This is a genomic window from Pseudomonas imperatae (genome assembly GCF_057128625.1).
Map to the genome: position 1 here is coordinate 111,370 of NZ_JBSKHP010000014.1, position 16,822 is coordinate 128,191.

Consider the following 16,822-nt stretch of genomic DNA (forward strand, 5'->3'; position numbering starts at 1 on the left):
CGTGTGTGCCTATCCTAGGCAGTGGATTGGACCTTTGTAAGATCCATTACCTGTCATTTTCATAGGACCATTAGCGTGCCAATCACCTCGCCAGCGTTGCCCTTCGACCCGGCCGGCATCCATCTGGACGCGGCCCGTGGCCTCAGCCGCGGGCTGTACCAGGCCCTGCGCGAACGGGTGCTGGATGGCCGCCTGGCCAGCGGCACGCGCATGCCTGCTACCCGCGACCTGGCCAACGCCCTGGGGGTGTCGCGCAACACCGTGGTGCGTGCCTACGACCAGTTGTACGCCGAAGGCTACCTGGAGGGCAGGGTAGGGGACGGCACCTACGTGGCGGTGTTGGAGCATCCGCCAGAAAAACTATCCACAAAACTGTCCACAGGGTTATACCGGGGTATATCCACAGGGTTATCCACAAATTCGCCTGAAAATACTGGCTTTTCATCCAGTAAAGTTATCCACAGTGAGGCCTTAAAGCTGTTGGATGAACACCACTTGTCGCCCCTGCGCAGCGGGCCGCCACGGGCGTTTCGGGTAGGCGTACCAGCGTTCGACCTGTTCCCGTTTGCCACGTGGGCCAAGCTTTACGCGGCTTTCTGGCGTGCACCCAACCCCGAGTTGCTGGGCTACGGTGATCCAGCCGGTGACCTCACGCTGCGTGGGCTGATAGCCGCCTACCTGCGCAGTTCCCGCGGCCTGAACTGCAGCGCTGAACAAATTCTGATCACCACCGGTGCACAGGAGGCCATAGCACTTTGTGCACAGTTGCTGGTGAACGCGGGCGACACCGTTGCCATCGAAAATCCAGGCTACCGGGCTGCTGGGCATGCCTTCGCCAACGCCGGTGCCAGGCTGGCCGGCGTGGCGGTGGATCAGGAGGGCCTGGTGTGCTCGGCACTGGATGGCATCGAGGGCTGCCGCATGGTCTATGTCACCCCCGCGCACCAATATCCCACGGGGGTAACCCTCAGCCTGGCGCGGCGCCTGGCCTTGCTGGAATGGGCCGAACGCACCCAGGGCTGGATCGTCGAGGACGACTACGACGGTGAGTACCGCTACAGCGGAGCGCCCCTGGCGCCGTTGGCGGCGCTGGACCGCAGTGGCCGTGTGCTCTACGTGGGCACCTTCGGCAAGGTCGCCTTCCCGGCGTTGCGCCTGGGCTACCTGGTGGTGCCGCCAGCGCTGGTGGATGCGTTCTCGCGCAAGCGCGGGGTAACGCTGCGGCACTCGGAAATTGGCACCCAGCGGGTCATGGCCCGCTTCATCGCCGACGGCCACTTCCAGCGCCACATCCGCCGCATGCGCCGTGCCGCGCTGGCGCGCAGGGACGCATTGCTGAACAACTGGCCTGTGGATATCCCCGGAATCGGCCCGCTGCCGGCTGTTTCCGCTGGCCTGCACCTCACTATCCCGGTGGATACGCTGGCGCGGGAGCAGGAGTTGGTGGCGCAAGCGGAAGCGGTGGGGGTGGAGGTGAACGCCCTGAGCCATTACTGGCTGGAAGATTCGAACGGGCCGGTGGATAACCGGGCGGGGCTGGTGCTGGGGTTTGCGGCGGTGGATGAGGCGGCCACCGTGACCGCCCTATCCCGTTTACGCCAAGCCTGGGCCCCGTAGCAGCGGCCCTGGGCCGCGTCCCAGGCGCCGCAGTGTTGGCAGTTATTGCGCGTCACGGCCGGACGCCGCCTGCGGCAGCTGCTACGGGGCTTGCTTGCGTAGCAGCGGCCCAGGCGCCGCGGTGTTGGCAGTTATTGCGCGTCACGGCCGGACGCCGCCTGCGGCAGCTGCTACGGGGGCTTGCTTGCGTAGCAGCGGCCCTGGGCCGCGTCCCGGGCGCCGCGGTGTTGGAAGTCATTGCGCGTCGCGGCCGGACGCCGCCTGCGGCAGCTGCTACGGGGGCTTGCTTGCGTAGCAGCGGCCCTGGGCCGCGTCCCAGGCGCCGCGGTGTCGGCAGTTATTGCGCGTCATGGCCGGACGCCGCCTTCGGCAGCTGCTACGGGGGTGGGGTCAGGTGCCCGACTTGATCTTGGTCCATGCCCGTGTGCGCGCCCGTTCCGCGTCGTGGGGCAATGGCTTCAGCGTATACAGCTTGGCCATCATCTCGTCAGTGGGGTACAGGTTCGGGTTGGTGCGGATGGCCTCCGAGACCTTGGCAGTAGCGTCTTTGTTGGGGTTGGGGTAGCCGACAAAGTCGCTGATAGGCGCAATCACCTGGGGCTGCAGCAGGTAGTTGATGAATTTATGCGCATCCTCGGGGTTGGCCGCGCCCTTGGGGATGGCCAGCATGTCGAACCAGATCGGCGCGCCTTCCTTGGGCAGGCGCATGTCCACCACCACACCATTCTTGGCATCGCGGGCGCGGTTGGCGGCCTGGGAGAAGCTGCCCGAGTAGCCCACGGCCACGCAGATGTCGCCGTTGGCGATGTCAGCCATGTACTTGGATGAATGGAAATAGGTGATGTACGGGCGGATCTTCATCATCAGCGCCTCGGCCTTCTTGTAGTCGGCCGGGTTGCTGGAGTTGGGGTCCAGGCCCAGGTGCTGCAAGGCCAGCGGCAGAATCTCCGAGGGCGAGTCGAGCATGGCTACGCCGCACTGCTTGAGCTTCTTGATGTTGTCCTCGTTGAACAGCAGGTCCCAGCTGTCCACCGGGGCGTTGTCGCCCAGCACCTGCTTGACCTTGGCCGGGTTGAAGCCGATCAGGATGGTGCCGTACATATACGGCACGGCGTACTTGTTGCCCGGGTCATTGAGCTCCAGCAGCTTCATCAGCTTGGGGTCCAGGTGTTCGAAGTTGGTCAGCTTGCTGCGGTCCAGCGGCTGGAACACCCCCGCCTCGATCTGCTTGGCCAGGAACACGTTGGACGGCACCACCACGTCGTAGCCGGAATTGCCGGTCAGCAGCTTGGCTTCCAGGGCCTCGTTGGTGTCGAAGATGTCGTACACCAGCTTGACGTTGTCGTCCTTCTGGAAGTCCACCAGCGTCTGCGGGGTGATGTAGTCGAACCAGTTGTACACCTTCAGGGTGCGCGGTTCGTCGGCGTGGGCTGCACCACAGGCCAAGGCCAGGGCGCACAGGGCTTGCTTGAACTTATGCATGTTGGCGTTCCTTGAGGGCGCGTTCGAAACCTTCCAGCACGTTCACGGCGTTGATGCCGATCTCTTCCACGGCATAGCCGCCTTCCATCACGAACAGCGTCGGCTTGCCCAGGGCGGCGATACGGCGGCCCATGTTCAGGTAGTCGGGGCTGTCCAGCTTGAACTGCGAGATGGGGTCATCCTTGAAGGTGTCCACGCCCAGGGACACGATGATCACGTCCGGCGCGTAGTCGTCGATGCGCTGGCAGGAGGCATCCAGGGCCGCGCCCCAGACGTCCCAGGCGCTGCCGGCGGGCAACGGGTAGTTGACGTTGAACCCTTCGCCGGCGCCTTCGCCGACCTCATCGGCATAACCCAGGAAGAACGGGAATTCGAACTCCGGGTGGCCGTGGATCGAGGCGAAGAACACGTCGCTGCGCGGGTAGAAAATGGCCTGGGTGCCGTTGCCGTGGTGGTAGTCGACATCGAGGATCGCCACGCGCTGGTGGCCCTGGTCGAGGAAGGCCTGGGCGGCGATGGCGGCGTTGTTCAGGTAGCAGTAGCCGCCCATCACGTCGCTGGCGGCGTGGTGCCCCGGTGGCCGGCACAGGGCGAAGGCGCTGTAGGCGCCGGCCTGCATGGCGGCCTGGGCGGTCAGTGCGACCTGGGCGGCGCTGTAGGCGGCTTGCCAGGTGCCGGCGGTGATCGGCGCGCCGCCGTCGAAGGAGTAGTAGCCCAGCTCGCCCAGCAGGGTGGTCGGCTTGATGGCGCGCAGGGTACGGGCCGGCCAGGTGAACGGCATGATGTCGTCCTCGCGGCCCAGCTCGGTCCAGCGCTGCCAGGCACCCTGGAAGAAGTCCAGGTAGCCCTTGTCGTGAATGCGCTCGATGGGCGCGCGGCCAAAGTCCTTGGGTGCCTGCACCGGGCCCAGCTCACGGTCCTTGACCCGCTGCAGTACATGGTCGGCGCGCGAAGGCATCTCGAAGCAGGGCATCAGTTGCCCGTCGATCAGCTCGCAGCGGCCGTGGTGCAGGTGGTGGTCGTCCGAATAAATCGTCAGCATTTTCTTGTTCTCCGGTGGCTGAATCAGGGCTCCATTCTTGATGTGCCAACGGTGAATCGGGAACGTCGGGAACGGCCAAAAGGGGATCGATATGGCCAAGCGTGCTGACCGGATTTCGCCCCCGTTTGACGCAAAGCGCACCAATCAGGCGCGGAAATGGCTCGGCGCCACGCCGCTCCAGCGTACGAACGCGTGGCGGAAACTGGCGGTTTCGCTGAAGCCCAAGGTCTCGGCAATGCGGTAGATGGGGAGCTGCTTGTCGGCCAGCAGATGCTTGGCGCGCTCGAAGCGCAGTTGGTCGAGCAGGTCCTGGTAGCTGCTGCCCACGTCGCTGAGGTGGCGGCGCAGGGTGCGCGCCGAGCAGTTCATCTGCCGCGCCAGGCCGTCCAGGCCAGGTGCATCGGCCAGCTGTGCTTCCAACAGTTGGCGAATGCGCCCCAGCCAGGCCTGGCGGCCGGTGAACTCCAGGTTCTGCACGCGGCAGCGCTCGGCCATGGCGCGGTGGGTGACCGGGTCGGCCAGGGGAAGTGGCTGGTCCAGCCAGGCCTTGTCGAAGGCAAAGGCATGGTCGCAGGCCTCGAAGTGCATCGGGCAATCGAAGGTCTCGGCATAGCCGTGGTGGTAGCGGGGGGCGGCATGGGCAAAGCGCGCGGCCAGCAAGGGCAGGGGGTGGCCCAGCAGGTCGTCGCAGATCACCTTCAGCGAGGTCATGCACAGCTCGGCGTTGAACACCGCCAGGGCGGGGCTGTCGGTGTAATGGCTGGCGCTGAACCAGATGCGTTCGCCATCGTCCTTGAGTTGCAGGTGGAAAAGTGTTCCCAGCAGTGCCGGATATTGCAGCGCCAGGCGCAGGGCGTCACCGAAAGTGGCACTGGATAGCAGTGCATAACCGAGCATGCCGTAGGCGGAAACGTGCATGCGCTGGCCCAGCTCCAGGCCGATTTCCTCGCGCAGGGCCACGGCGTTGGCGCATACCTGCATTTCCTGGCTGGTGGTGATGCGTGGGTCGGCGCGGCTCAGGTCGGCGGGGCTGATGCCGCTGCCGGCCAACAGCGCCTCACTGGTCAAACCTTCGGATTTGAAGGTGTTGAGCACCAGGGAAACTGCGTTGAGGGTGGTGAGGTGGGAATGGAGCATGCTCGATATCCGACGGGAACCTGGCGGATACCGAGCAAGGAGCGTGCCTCTCGTTACCGGTTAGGCCAACTCACCGCACAGATCCAGCTCCACCAGGCGGCGCACCTCGGCCACCGGCAGGCCAGCGCCCAGCAACGCATGCAGCTTGCCGAACGCCGCTTCGCGGGTCATGCCGCCACCTGCCAGCACGCCGGCGGTGCGCAGGCCGCTGCCGGCCTCGTAGACGTCGAACTCCACGCCGCCTTCATGGCACTGGGTCACGGCCACGATGACCACGCCGTTGGCCTGGGCGGCCTGCAGCGCGGCAATGAAGCCTGGGTTGTCGCACGGGCCGGTGCCGCTGCCGTAGCACTCCAGCACCACACCCTGCACGCCGCTGGCCAGCACCGCGTTCAGCGGTTCGGCGCCGAAGCCGGGGAACAGTGGCAGCACCGCTACCTTGGCCAGGGCCTTCGGCTGGTTGTAGCCCAGGGCTGCTGGCAGCTGCCCGGCAGCAGCCACGCCACCACGGCGCTTGAGGGCGGCGAAAGGGTTGCGGCCGAAGCTGCGGATTTTCGCGCAGCGGGTCGGCGCCAGCAGCTCGCCGTGGAAGTACAGCTGCACGCCGGCTGGCAGGCCCTGGCCCAGGGCCAGCAGGGCGCCGTTGATGTTTTCCCAGGCGTCGCTGTCAGGCACGCCGGCGGGCAGCATGGAGCCGGTGAACACCACCGGCGCCGGCAGGCCCAGCAGCTGGAAGCTCATGGCCGCCGCGCTGTAGGCCAGGGTGTCGGTGCCGTGCAGCACCAGCACTGCGTCGCAGCCATCCGCTTCCACGGCCTGGACCACGGCTTCACGCAGGCGCTGCCAGTAGTCGGGGGTCATGTTGGCGCTGTCGATCAGTGGCAGCAGCTCGCGGAAGCGCCAGGCCGGGATGGCCAGCTCGGGGTGGCCGGCCAGTTGCTCGCGCAGGCGCTGTTCGAAGCCCGAGGCAGGTGCCAGGCCGTTGGCCGTGGCCTGCATGCCGATGGTGCCACCGGTGTAGAGCACCATCACTTGACGGGCGGGTACTGCATGGGGCGAATTCATGTGCCCGGTCTCCTAGCGAATGAGGCTGTGGTCGAGCATGGCTTCGGCCACCAGCTGGGTGACATCGACCAGTTGCTTGTCGGTGTCGATATCGGCGATCAGGGGCAGCTCGGTGCACGCCAGCAACACCGTGTCCGACTCGATGCTGTCCAGCAGCCGGGCGAAACGCGGTCGCAGCTCGGGGTGCTTGGGCCCCAGCGCCTTGATGTCGTAGATCAGTTGATGCAAGGCCTGGGCCTGCACCGGTTCGAACGCCACGTGCTGGCGCAGCGAGCGGTACGGCGACCACTCGCCCAGCTCGGCCACCGGGCGTGCGCCCAGCAGGCACACGCGGGTCAGGCCGCGGCTGCGCAGGTAGTGTTCGAGCACGTCGCAGAACGAGACGAACACACTACGCAGGTTCAGCTCGCGAATGCGCTCGGCAAATAGGTTCAAGGTATTACAGGCAATGGCGAAGGCAGCGACGGTGCCGTCCAGAGCGAGGACGTCCTGGCGCAGGGCGTTCCACACTTGCTGTTCGGTCTTCTGCAATTCCATGGACAACCCCAGTTCGGGGTCGGAGATGATCGACACCGCGGGGGCATCGAGGTCGCCGCGAAACGCCTGGCCCAGGCGGCGACGGTTTTCTTCCAGCAGCTTGGCCCACATGTCCATCCCGGCTTCTGGCCCAGAGCCGGTGATGATCCCGAGCCTGGGCCGGGCGACATAGTCGCCCGGGGCCAGGTGGGTGGGCATGAATGCCCCGGCCATTTAGCGTTGTGCCTGGGCCAGGTTCACAGCCTTGTCGGCTTCGGTGCCGGCAGCCACGGCTGGCCACGACTTGGCGTCGATGTCCAGGTCCGGGAACTGGCTGGCGTCGAACACCGGGGTCTTGATGCCGGCCTTGCGCTGGGCATCGTAGTCCGCCAGCAGGCGCAGGCCGATGTTGAACAGCATGGCCAGGGCGATCAGGTTGACGAACGCCAGCATGGTCATGGTGATGTCGGCGAAGGCGAACACGGTGCTCAGGTCTTCGACCGCGCCCCACACGATCAGCGCCAGTACCAGTGCACGGTAGCCAATCAGCGCCTTGCGGTTTTCACCGACCAGGAAGCGCAGGCTGTTCTCGCCCAGGTAGTAGTTGTAGAGGATCGAGGTGAACACGAACAGCGCCAGTGCCACGCTGATGAACATGCGGCCCCAGTCACCGACCACGGCGGCCAGCGAGTTCTGGGTCAGGGCAATGCCGTCACCTTCGAAGCCCGGGGTGTAGAAGCCCGACAGCAGGATCAGCAAGGCGGTGCAGGTGCAGATCACGAAGGTGTCCAGGAACACGCTGAACGCCTGGACCACGCCCTGGGCAACCGGGTGCTCGACCTGGGCCACGGCGGCCACGTTCGGGGCGCTGCCCAGGCCGGCTTCGTTGGCGAACACGCCGCGCTTCACACCCATCACAATGGCGCTGCCCACCAGGCCACCGAAGGCCTGGTCAAGGCCGAAGGCGCTCTTGACGATGGTTTCCAGCATGGCTGGCACGTGTTCGAACTGCAGGCCGATCACGTACAGGGTCACGCCGATGTACACCAGGGTCTTCACCGGCACCAGCAGGTCCGCCACCTTGGCGATACGCTTGATGCCGCCCACGAACACCAGGCCCAGCAGCACGGCCAGGGCGATGCCGGTCTTGTGCACGTCGAGGCCGAAGGCGTTGTTCAGCGAGTGGGTCACGGCGTGCGATTGCAGGCCGTTGAAGGCGAAGCCGAAGGTTACCAGCAGCAGGATGGCCATCAGCATGCCCAGCTTGCGCTTGCCCAGGCCGTGCTGGATGTAATACGAAGGACCGCCGCGGAACTGGCCCTCGGAGTCGCAACGTTTGTACAGCTGACCCAGGGTGCACTCGAAGAAGCTGCTGGACATGCCCACCAGCGCGGTGACCCACATCCAGAACACGGCGCCAGGGCCACCCAGGGTCACGGCAATGCCGACGCCGGCGATGTTGCCCGCGCCCACGCGGCCAGCCAGGCTGAGCATCAGCGCCTGGAACGAACTCAGCTGGTCCGAGCTGCTCTTGAGGCTGTCACGGAACACCGCGAACATGTGGAAGAAGTGTCGAAGCTGGACGAAACGCGAGCGGATCGTGAAATAGCTGCCGAGGCCGACAATAAGCACGATCAGTACTTTGCCCGAGAGGAAGTCGTTGATGACTTCAAGCATGGAGTAATCCTCGCTGTTTTTTTTTTGATGGCGAATTTGACTGGTCCGGGTGCAACACGCCGCACCCAGTTACCGGGGCGCAAATGGTTGGCGATTGACCCGTGCGGAGCAATTTCGCGGGTTGATGGAAAATGACGCTACTTGATGCTACCTTCGCGCTCCTTGGCGCCATATCGACGAGCTGCACATGCGTGAATATCTCCCGGCGAACCTGCAGTTGCTGTGTCGGCACTATCCGTCCATTGCCGAGGTGTGCCGGCGGCTGGACATCAACCGTGCGCAGTTCAACAAGTACCTGAGTGGCCAGAGCCTGCCGACGCCCTACAACCTCAAGCGCATCTGCGACTTTTTCGGGGTCGAGGAATACGAGATCGGCCTGCCGGCCGAGCAATTCACGCGTCTGATCGGCGTGCGTCACCGCCACACCGTGGAACAGCCGGAAATGACCGGGCCGCAACGGGCCCTGGAGCATCTGCGCCAGCGTTCATCCCCGGACCTGGCCGCCCACCTGGGCTATTACTACGAGTACTACCACTCGATGTCGGTTCCGGGGCACATCCTGTGCTCGCTGGTACACGTGCACGAAGAGGGCGGGCACTATACCTATGAGCGCAGCGAACGTCTGCAAACGCCGGGTATCAAGGGTGAAGAATACGAGCGCTACCGCTACCTGGGGGTGGCCTATAGCCTGCAAAACCGGCTGTTCTTCGTCGATTACGAATCGCTGACCTCGAATGAAATCTGCCAGACGGTGCTCATCCCCAGCTACAAGGCGCGCATCAAGCGCCTCAATGGCCTGAAGATCGGCGTGTCTTCCGCCGACCACCGCGCCCCGGCCTGCACCCGGGTGGTGTGGGAATTCCTGGGCAAGGACATCAACCGCGTCGACGCCTACCGCCGCGTGCGCTTGTACAAGCCCGACGACCCCGAGATCGACACCGACCTGCGCGAACGCCTGGCGCAGACGCAGGTGGTGGATGGGTTGTTCCAGATCGGGTGAGCGTGCGCGGACCGCGTCGCCTGCATCGCGACCAAGGTCGGCTCCTACCACGTACCTCGTAGGAGCCGACCTTGGTCGCGATGGCGTCACCGCCGTACCTACATCAGAAGTAATACCCAATGTTCACGTTGGTCCGGTAATACCACTGGTTACTCCCGCTCGATGACGTGCTGGTCCACCCCGTGCCGTTTTCTGCCCCTCCGAACGGGTTGGCGTTCTTCGCCCAGGTGAAGTCCACCCACGCCATGATCGGCATGGCGATGAACTGCGCGCCCACGGTGAACATCTGCGAGTCGTCCCAGCCGCTCTTGTCTTTCATCATGCGGCTGTAGTCGTTGTACAGCTTGATCTTCTTCAACTGCCCCAGGCTTGGCGTATAGATGTCATAACCAACGTTGAGCGAGGCGAGGGTGGCCTTGGCCGCGATCAGGTAAGCGGGCGTCAGGCCGTTGCCGCCCATCAGCACCGAGTCGTTGCTGACGCCGGTGGGGTTCTTGGGATCGTATTCGTAGCGGATGCCCTGGCCTGTCACGGTCCACGGCCCGGTGTTGAAGATGGCGTGTACACCGGCGGCCCAGTAGCTGCCGTTGTCATCGGTGGTGGCGTTGTACAGCTGCGAGGCGGCCAACGAGGCGCCGATCTCGCTGCTCCAGTCGCTGCCACTGAACGTACGCGCCACCCGCGCGTTGACCTGGTTGCGCTTCTCGTTGTCCTGGCGCGACTGGGTGATGGCCACGGCGTTGTCCTTCAGGTCGGAATAGCGGCCGATCTCCGGCGAATAACGGATATCGGACGGCAACATGCGCGGGAAGTAACCCAGTTGCAGGTCCCAGTCCTTGTCCTTGTAGCTGTACTTCAGGCCGGTGCCGGCGCTTACCCCGTAACCCATGAAAAAGGGAATGTGGTAGCTCCAGCCGAACTGTGGATAAGGTTCCAGGCCGAACGGCTTGAACGGCGCGCCCAGTTGCAGGCTGGAGTTGCTGGTGAATTTGTAGCCAACGAAACCGTGGTCCACCGAGTGCTTGCCATCGTCCTGGAACCAATAGCCCACATCGCCATACGCCTGTTTATAAGTGGCTTTCACGTCGAGGCGGAAGGTGTCGAACAGGAAGCGCCCGTTGTTCTCGGTAGTCTTCCAGTGCTCGTCGCGGTAGTTGGTGCGCAGCGCACCGCCGATGTCCAGGCTGCTGTCGCCATCGTCACTGCGCCAGGCGATATGCGGGAACGGTTTTTTAACGTCACTGGGTACGTCGGGTGCAGCCGGGCCGGGTTCGGCGGCCAATGCGGCACAACTGCTGATAATCAAACCCAGGCCAATCACAGACTTTTTCATTGCTATCCCCAACCCTGCAAAGTTGCTGCGGTTAAAAACAATGGGCAACAGTTTTCCGTGGCTCGAATGGGCGAGCGCGGTGTTGAATCATTGAGTGACAGGGTCCACTGTTTTAAGGATGGAACGCTGTGTTATGTGTGAACCCACGATGGATTTAGCAGGAAGTGTGCCAGTGATTTAATTATGGTTTGGGCTAAATAAAACCAGCTAATTCAATGCTTTATATATAAAACAGGTTGTTTTGTGCCGCCCTTGAAACACCGCGATAGCCCGGTAACAGCGGTGTGCTTCCTTAGTGCACGGCCACCTCAATATGGGGCGCTGGGCTACGTTCATAAAAAAGCCGGCATATTCGCCGGCTCCTGGAAGTTATATATCCAATATCAATCGTCGGCTCTTGCAGCCCGATACACACACCATCATCGACTTGTTGGTCGCGCGTTCTGCCTTTGTCAGTACACCATCACGGTGATCAACATCACCTTCCACAACTTTGGTTTCACAAGAACCACACACACCCTCGCGGCAGCTGTAATCAATATCGCAGCCGGCTTCCAATAATACATCCAGCAAGTTCAACCCAGGTTCTACATTCAATGTTTTGCCCGACTTGCTGAGTTCCACGCTATAGCTGCTCTGCGCTTCCTCGCTCGGTGCGACTTCTACCGCCGCGAAGCGTTCGATGTGCGCATGTGGATAACCCAGGCTTTCGCAGGTGCTTTCAAAGGCATCCAGCATCGGCGTCGGCCCGCAGCAGTAGAAGTGCGTGTCCGCCGGCTGGCCCGCCAGGTAGTGGGCCAGGTCCGGTGGCACGCCTTTCTCGTCGTTGAAGTGGTAAACCACCTTGGCGTCCAGGCCGCCCAGCGACTCGACCAGCGCCGCCTCCTGGCGTGAGCGCGCGCAGTAGATCAGCTGCGCCGATTTACCCAGGGCCAGCAGCTGGCGGAACATGCAGTAGATCGGCGTGATACCGATGCCGCCGGCTACCAGCACGCTGTGTTTCGCGTTCAGGTCCAGGGTGAAGTTGTTGCGCGGCTGCGAGATCTTCAGCTGCATGCCCACGCGCAATTGCGCGTGCACGTATTCCGAGCCGCCGCGGCTATTGCGGTCGCGCAGGATGCCGACCACGTAGCGGCCCTGGTCGCTGGGCGCGTTCAGCAGGGAGTAGCTGCGTACCAGGCCGTTGGGCAGGTGCAGGTCAATGTGCGAGCCAGCTTCGAACGGCGCGAACACGGTGTCGCCCCACGGGCGCAGTTCGACGCTGATAATGCCTTCGGCTTCGTAGCGCAGGGTGTGTACCAGCGCGTTGATGGTGTGGTTAACGGACATGCTTGGGCTCCCCGGCGCGCTTACAGTTGCTTGGCTTCGATCAGCTCGAGTTGCGCCTTGGCCTGGCTTTTCAGGTAGCGGCGCAGGCGCACCACGCCCAGGTCATGCTGGTAGAGGTTTTCGCGCTGGTTGGCGTCCGGCTCCATGAACTCCAGCAGCACCCGATCCTGTTCCAGCACGGCCCAGTGGCGGGCTTCCAGGCGGTTCTTGTAGAGGAAGCGCCAGGTGTCGCGCTGCCAGCCGGTGAGCGGGCGGGCGCGCCAGTGGAACACCGCAGCCAGCGCGCGGCTGCTGGGGGTGTAGCTGCCGATGATGGTGAAGTTGCCGCCCGGGCCGCCGGTTTTCGGGTAAGGAATTTCCAGGCGCAGCCAGTGGCAGCCGTTGTCGAGGAACTCGGTCCAGTCGAAGTTGACGCCGCGCTGGCCTTCCTTCTCGAAGAAGAAGCCCTGGTCGGTGTCACGGGTGACGAACTTGGCGGTGGCTTCGCCTTCGCTCATGGAGTGGGACATCTTGTGCAGGTAGGTGCCGTGCATCGGGTCCATGACGTTGTCGAGCACGTAGCGGTAGTCGCCTTTCCACTCGGTGTAGCAGAGGAAACTGCTCCACTCGGGCGAAGTCAGCTGCTCGGGCAGCACCAGCGCCGGCGGCGTGTCCAGGTGCGGGTCAGTGGCGTTGAACAGGAAAATCGCGCCAGCGGCCTCGCGGGTGTGGAACATGCGGGTAGGGCGGGCGCCCTCCAGTTTGCAGCCGGGGCTGCCGGGCACCTTGGTGACGGTGCCGTCGCAGCGCACTTCGATGCCATGGTACGGGCACTGCAGGCGGTCGCCCAGCACCGGGCCTTGGGACAACGGCGCGCCACGGTGCGGGCAGTGGTCTTCCAGGGCATGAACCTGGCCGTCGTTGTCGCGCCACAGGGCAATCTTGTAGCCCAGGCGGCGCACCGACAGCGGCTTTTCGCCCAACAGTTCGGAAGGCAATACGGGGAACCACAGGTCTTTCAGGCCGTTGGCCAGCAGGTTCTCAACAGGGTCAGCGGTCACGTGCATATTCATGTTCTTCTACCTCGGGCGTCTTACGCGCCCAGCCGGGCCATCAGGGTCTTGTAGGCTTCTTCGGTCCACTCGCCGGTGGTCAGCGGGCAGGGTGGGCCGGCGTGGTTCAGGTGTGCCAGCAACGCCGGCAGGTCGGCGACGCCGCTGCCGTAGGCGCGTTCGATGGAGTCGCCCAGCAGGTCTTCGAAGGGCGTGTTGGGGCGTTTGCGCGCCTGATGGGGCTGCAGGTACGGTTCGGTGTTGTTCATGTCATTGGCCTTTGAATAGGGGAATAGGGCTCAGCGCTGGCCGCTTTCCTTGGGCTTGTCGGTGAGGAATTTGCCCTGGGGCGCTTCCACGTGCTGCTGGCGCCGAGTGTTGCCGTCGATGCCGCCGGCAATGGCCCATTCGGCGAACACCGTGGGGCCCGGTTCGAACTCCCGCGGCTGCCATTCGCCGGTCAGTTGGTCTTCGTCGGCGTAGTACTCGATCAGCGCGCCGGCGGGGTTCTTGAAGTACCAGAAGAACGCCGACGACACCGGGTGGCGGCCCGGGCCGATCTCGGTGGCCCAGCCGCTGCGCGAGATGTGCATGCCGCCGCCGAACACTTCGTGCACGTCGCGCACGGTGAAGGCCACGTGGTTCAAGCCGGCGCGCGGGGCGGGCAGTTGCAGCATGAACAGGTCGTGGTGGCCGCCTTCTTCGGCAGTGCGCAGGAAGGCGCCGCGGTTGGGGTAGCGGTCCGAGGCCTGGAAGCCGAAGCGCTCGTGGTAGAAGGCTTCGCAGGCGTTCACGTCAGTGACGAAGAACACCACGTGGCCCACTTCGATCGGCGTGGCGCGCTCGTAAATGGGTGCTGGCTTGTTGATGCGGCCCTTGGTTTGCCAGGTGTTATGGCCGCTGCATTCGATGTCCAGCTCACGCTTGCGGGTGACCTGCAGGCGAATCGCCAGGCCATTGGGGTCGGTGCAGCCAATGCGGCCGTTGCCTTCCACAAAGCCTGGGTCATTGGCGATACGCTCGCTGTACAGCGCCAGGTCAGCTTCGTTCGCCACGCCCCACACCACTTCGCGCACGGTGGAACCGGCTTCGATGGCGGGCGGCAGGCCGGGCTTGTCGATGGCGGCCAGCACTACGCGGCAGCCGTTGAGGGTTTCAAAGACTACTTCGTCGGCCTGCTCGCTGACCTTCTCAAGGCCCCAATCGCTGAAAAAGCGCGCGCAGGTGGCCAGGTCCTCGACGCCGTAGGTGACTTCATCAATACCTAAAACGCTCATCACGCTACCTCTCAGTGGCCGTTGGCCCAGGCCAATGGCTGTTCGTTCATGCCCCAGTAGAGGCTCTTCTGTTCCATGTACTGCAGAATGCCCAGACGGCCCTTTTCACGGCCCAGGCCGCTGTCGCGCCAGCCGCCGAACGGCGTGGAAATGGAGAACTGCTTGTAGGTGTTGATCCACACCGTGCCCGCCTGGATCTTGCGGCCCAGGGCCCAGGCGCGTTTGTAGTCGCGGGTCCAGATACCGGCCGCCAGGGCGTACAGGCTGTCGTTGGCCTGCTCGACCAGTTCGGCTTCGTCGTCGAAGGGCATGGCCACCAGCACCGGCCCGAAGATTTCTTCCTGGCAGGTCTGCTGGCTGTTGGTCAGGCCCTCAAGGATGGTGGGCGGGAAGAAGTAGCCATTGTCATAGATACCGCCGGTGGGGCGCTGGCCGCCCAGGCGCAGGCTGCCACCTTCGGCGAGCCCCAGGGCCACGTAGCGTTCCACCGACTCGCGGTGGCTGGCGCTGATCAGCGGGCCCATCTGCGTGCTTTCGTCCGCCGGGTCGCCCAGGCGCAGTCTGGCGGCGCCAGCCACCAGGCGTTCCATGAACGGCTCGTACAGCGAGCGCGCCACGAACAGCCGCGAACCGGCGATGCAGGCTTCGCCCGACGAACTGAAAATGCCGTACAGCACCCCGGCCACGGCGTGGTCCAGGTCGGCGTCGTCCAGCACGATGGTCGGCGACTTGCCGCCCAGCTCCAGTGACACCGGCATCATCTTGTCGGCGGCAATGTGGGCGATGTGCTTGCCGGTTCTGGTGCCGCCGGTGAACGACACGCGCTTGATCAGCGGGTGCTGGGTGAGGGCGTCACCCAGCAGCGAACCCTTGCCGGGCAGCACGCTGACCAGCCCTTTGGGCAGGCCGGCATCTTCGCAGATGCGCGCCAGTTGCAGGGCCAGCAGCGGGGTGATTTCCGCTGGCTTGATGACTACCGCATTACCCGCTGCCAAGGCTGGCGCGACTTTCTGCGCCTCGCTGGCGATGGGCGAGTTCCACGGTGTGATGGCGGCAACGACGCCCATGGGCTCATAGACGCTCATGGTGACGAAGTCGCCGCGCGACGGCGTGATGGTTTCTTCCAGGGTTTCGCAGGCCGCTGCGAAGAACTGGAACGTGCCGGCGGCGCTGGCCACCAGCGCGCGGGTCTCACCGATGGGCTTGCCGTTGTCCTGGCGTTGCAGCTGCGCCAGTTCTTCGCTGCGCTCGCGAATAAGCGCGGCGATGCGGTACAGCACGCTGGCGCGCTCATGGGGTTTGCGCTGCGCCCAGCCGCTGTGCAGGAACGCTTCATGGGCGCCGCGCACGGCGTCTTCAACATCGTCCAGGCTGGCGGCGTTGAGCCAGGCCACCGGCTCGCCGGTGGCGGGGTAGCGGGTGGCGTAGCGTTCGCCACGGCCCAGGCGCCACTGGCCGGCGATGCAGATGGGTAAGGTCTGTTCCAAGGTCATGTTCATCCCCTAGATGGAAATCGCGTGGGCGTGGTTGCCGAGGGCGCGGACCACGCTGTACACGGTAAGGGCCGAGGTCTTCGGGTTGGCCTGCAGCGGCTTGCCGCGCAGGCTCAACTCGAAACCACCGAAGGCGCCGCGGGCTTCGAACTGGTGCACGTTCTCGTCGCTGTGCGGGTCGGCGATCAGCGTCACGTGGGTGCGGTCCAGGCCGATGCCCGCCAGCGACAGGGTGGCGGCGACGTTGGCATTCTTCGGATAAAGCTGCGCGGCTTCGCGGGCGCTACCCTGGAAAATCACCGTGGCTTCGGTGATAGCGTCCAGGTCGCAGGCCAGTTCGCCGGGCGTGTTCTTCCAGGCGCGCGCCGGCTTGCGGCCGGTGTAGTTCACCGCGTCCAGGCCGCCGACCTTGGCGGCCGACAGCGCATCGATGCCGCCGATGGCGCCGGGCAGCAGCTCGATGCGCGTGTGCCCACGCTCGGCGGCCGCTTCCAGGCGCTCCACCAGGCCCACTTCCGACAGCGCGCCCACCGACACAATCAGGCAGGCGATGCCACGCTCCAGCGCCGGCAACACGTGTTCCTCGATGGCCCGGTGGCCGGCGCACTCCACCAGCAGGTCCGGGCGGGCATCAGCTGGCAGGGCGGTGAGCACTTGTGGTGGCTGGCTGAAACTGGCCAGGCGCTGGCGCACCAGGTCTTCGGAACCCGCCGAGGCGATGACGTGGTCAACGCACAGGGTCGGGTCCTTCTCCAGCAACTCCAGCACGCCGACGCCAATGGCGCCGCAGCCGATCATGGTGATATGCAGCATGGCGCGGTCC

The 16,822-nt window shown here is 64.4% G+C and carries 15 protein-coding genes; 2 read left to right on the forward strand and 13 right to left on the reverse strand.

The window, feature by feature from the left end; translation table 11 throughout:
* Positions 1-81 precede the first annotated feature (81 nt).
* A complete protein-coding gene (gene pdxR / locus ACWKWX_RS18795; protein ID WP_483828578.1) occupies positions 82-1,617 on the forward strand; it encodes a MocR-like pyridoxine biosynthesis transcription factor PdxR in 1,536 nt (511 codons plus the stop codon).
* 390 nt (positions 1,618-2,007) lie between these two features.
* Here pdxR and ACWKWX_RS18800 read toward each other — a convergent pair whose 3' ends face one another.
* The 6 genes from ACWKWX_RS18800 to ACWKWX_RS18825 form a co-directional block, all read right to left on the reverse strand.
* Positions 2,008-3,099, reverse strand: a complete 1,092-nt coding sequence (locus tag ACWKWX_RS18800) for a polyamine ABC transporter substrate-binding protein (RefSeq protein WP_416421614.1) — start codon at positions 3,097-3,099, stop codon at positions 2,008-2,010.
* On the reverse strand, positions 3,092-4,141 hold the full coding sequence (locus ACWKWX_RS18805; RefSeq protein ID WP_483828540.1) for a histone deacetylase family protein: 1,050 nt from the start codon (positions 4,139-4,141) through the stop codon (positions 3,092-3,094). The genes ACWKWX_RS18800 and ACWKWX_RS18805 overlap by 8 nt, the downstream gene beginning before the upstream one ends.
* Before the next feature lie 144 nt (positions 4,142-4,285).
* On the reverse strand, positions 4,286-5,278 hold the full coding sequence (locus ACWKWX_RS18810; RefSeq protein WP_483828541.1) for an AraC family transcriptional regulator: 993 nt from the start codon (positions 5,276-5,278) through the stop codon (positions 4,286-4,288).
* Between the two features lie 60 nt (positions 5,279-5,338).
* Positions 5,339-6,343 (reverse strand): asparaginase, encoded by a 1,005-nt coding sequence (locus tag ACWKWX_RS18815; RefSeq protein ID WP_483828542.1) that lies wholly within the window; start codon positions 6,341-6,343, stop codon positions 5,339-5,341.
* Positions 6,344-6,355: 12 nt separating this feature from the next.
* On the reverse strand, positions 6,356-7,078 hold the full coding sequence (locus ACWKWX_RS18820; RefSeq protein WP_476296696.1) for an aspartate/glutamate racemase family protein: 723 nt from the start codon (positions 7,076-7,078) through the stop codon (positions 6,356-6,358).
* Between the two features lie 15 nt (positions 7,079-7,093).
* Positions 7,094-8,536: an alanine/glycine:cation symporter family protein gene (locus ACWKWX_RS18825; protein WP_476296698.1), complete on the reverse strand. Its 1,443-nt coding sequence runs from the start codon at positions 8,534-8,536 to the stop codon at positions 7,094-7,096.
* Between the two features lie 187 nt (positions 8,537-8,723).
* Between ACWKWX_RS18825 and ACWKWX_RS18830 the strand changes: the two genes are divergently transcribed.
* On the forward strand, positions 8,724-9,536 hold the full coding sequence (locus tag ACWKWX_RS18830; protein ID WP_416421608.1) for a helix-turn-helix domain-containing protein: 813 nt from the start codon (positions 8,724-8,726) through the stop codon (positions 9,534-9,536).
* Positions 9,537-9,639: 103 nt separating this feature from the next.
* Here the strand turns inward: ACWKWX_RS18830 and ACWKWX_RS18835 are convergent, their stop codons facing one another.
* From ACWKWX_RS18835 to ACWKWX_RS18865, 7 genes are all read right to left on the reverse strand, one after another.
* Complete coding sequence (locus ACWKWX_RS18835; protein ID WP_483828543.1) at positions 9,640-10,869, reverse strand: hypothetical protein; 1,230 nt, start codon at positions 10,867-10,869, stop codon at positions 9,640-9,642.
* 369 nt (positions 10,870-11,238) lie between these two features.
* Positions 11,239-12,198, reverse strand: coding sequence for a PDR/VanB family oxidoreductase (locus ACWKWX_RS18840; protein WP_483828544.1), 960 nt, complete (start codon positions 12,196-12,198; stop codon positions 11,239-11,241).
* Between the two features lie 20 nt (positions 12,199-12,218).
* Complete coding sequence (locus ACWKWX_RS18845) at positions 12,219-13,250, reverse strand: Rieske 2Fe-2S domain-containing protein (protein ID WP_483828545.1); 1,032 nt, start codon at positions 13,248-13,250, stop codon at positions 12,219-12,221.
* Between the two features lie 20 nt (positions 13,251-13,270).
* Positions 13,271-13,498 carry a recombinase-like helix-turn-helix domain-containing protein gene (locus ACWKWX_RS18850; protein WP_476296705.1) on the reverse strand — a complete coding sequence of 76 codons (228 nt, stop codon included), beginning with the start codon at positions 13,496-13,498 and terminating at the stop codon, positions 13,271-13,273.
* A 30-nt stretch (positions 13,499-13,528) separates the two neighbouring features.
* The gene (locus ACWKWX_RS18855) at positions 13,529-14,506 is read right to left on the reverse strand and encodes a VOC family protein (protein WP_483828546.1); all 978 of its coding nucleotides are present in this window, start codon (positions 14,504-14,506) and stop codon (positions 13,529-13,531) included.
* An 11-nt stretch (positions 14,507-14,517) separates the two neighbouring features.
* On the reverse strand, positions 14,518-15,999 hold the full coding sequence (locus ACWKWX_RS18860) for an aldehyde dehydrogenase (protein ID WP_483828547.1): 1,482 nt from the start codon (positions 15,997-15,999) through the stop codon (positions 14,518-14,520).
* A gap of 9 nt (positions 16,000-16,008) precedes the next feature.
* Entirely contained in the window at positions 16,009-16,812 is an 804-nt protein-coding gene (locus ACWKWX_RS18865; RefSeq protein WP_483828548.1) for an aspartate dehydrogenase, read from the reverse strand.
* Positions 16,813-16,822 lie beyond the last annotated feature (10 nt).

Coding starts and splice junctions, on each gene's coding strand:
- ACWKWX_RS18830 (WP_416421608.1), top strand. CDS start 8,724: ATGCGTGAATATCTCCCGGCGAACCTGCAGTTGCTGTGTCGGCACTAT.
- ACWKWX_RS18800 (WP_416421614.1), bottom strand. CDS start 3,099: ATGCATAAGTTCAAGCAAGCCCTGTGCGCCCTGGCCTTGGCCTGTGGT.
- ACWKWX_RS18860 (WP_483828547.1), bottom strand. CDS start 15,999: ATGACCTTGGAACAGACCTTACCCATCTGCATCGCCGGCCAGTGGCGC.
- ACWKWX_RS18850 (WP_476296705.1), bottom strand. CDS start 13,498: ATGAACAACACCGAACCGTACCTGCAGCCCCATCAGGCGCGCAAACGC.
- ACWKWX_RS18845 (WP_483828545.1), bottom strand. CDS start 13,250: ATGAATATGCACGTGACCGCTGACCCTGTTGAGAACCTGCTGGCCAAC.
- ACWKWX_RS18820 (WP_476296696.1), bottom strand. CDS start 7,078: ATGCCCACCCACCTGGCCCCGGGCGACTATGTCGCCCGGCCCAGGCTC.
- ACWKWX_RS18810 (WP_483828541.1), bottom strand. CDS start 5,278: ATGCTCCATTCCCACCTCACCACCCTCAACGCAGTTTCCCTGGTGCTC.
- ACWKWX_RS18835 (WP_483828543.1), bottom strand. CDS start 10,869: ATGAAAAAGTCTGTGATTGGCCTGGGTTTGATTATCAGCAGTTGTGCC.
- ACWKWX_RS18865 (WP_483828548.1), bottom strand. CDS start 16,812: ATGCTGCATATCACCATGATCGGCTGCGGCGCCATTGGCGTCGGCGTG.
- ACWKWX_RS18825 (WP_476296698.1), bottom strand. CDS start 8,536: ATGCTTGAAGTCATCAACGACTTCCTCTCGGGCAAAGTACTGATCGTG.
- ACWKWX_RS18840 (WP_483828544.1), bottom strand. CDS start 12,198: ATGTCCGTTAACCACACCATCAACGCGCTGGTACACACCCTGCGCTAC.
- ACWKWX_RS18815 (WP_483828542.1), bottom strand. CDS start 6,343: ATGAATTCGCCCCATGCAGTACCCGCCCGTCAAGTGATGGTGCTCTAC.
- ACWKWX_RS18805 (WP_483828540.1), bottom strand. CDS start 4,141: ATGCTGACGATTTATTCGGACGACCACCACCTGCACCACGGCCGCTGC.
- ACWKWX_RS18855 (WP_483828546.1), bottom strand. CDS start 14,506: ATGAGCGTTTTAGGTATTGATGAAGTCACCTACGGCGTCGAGGACCTG.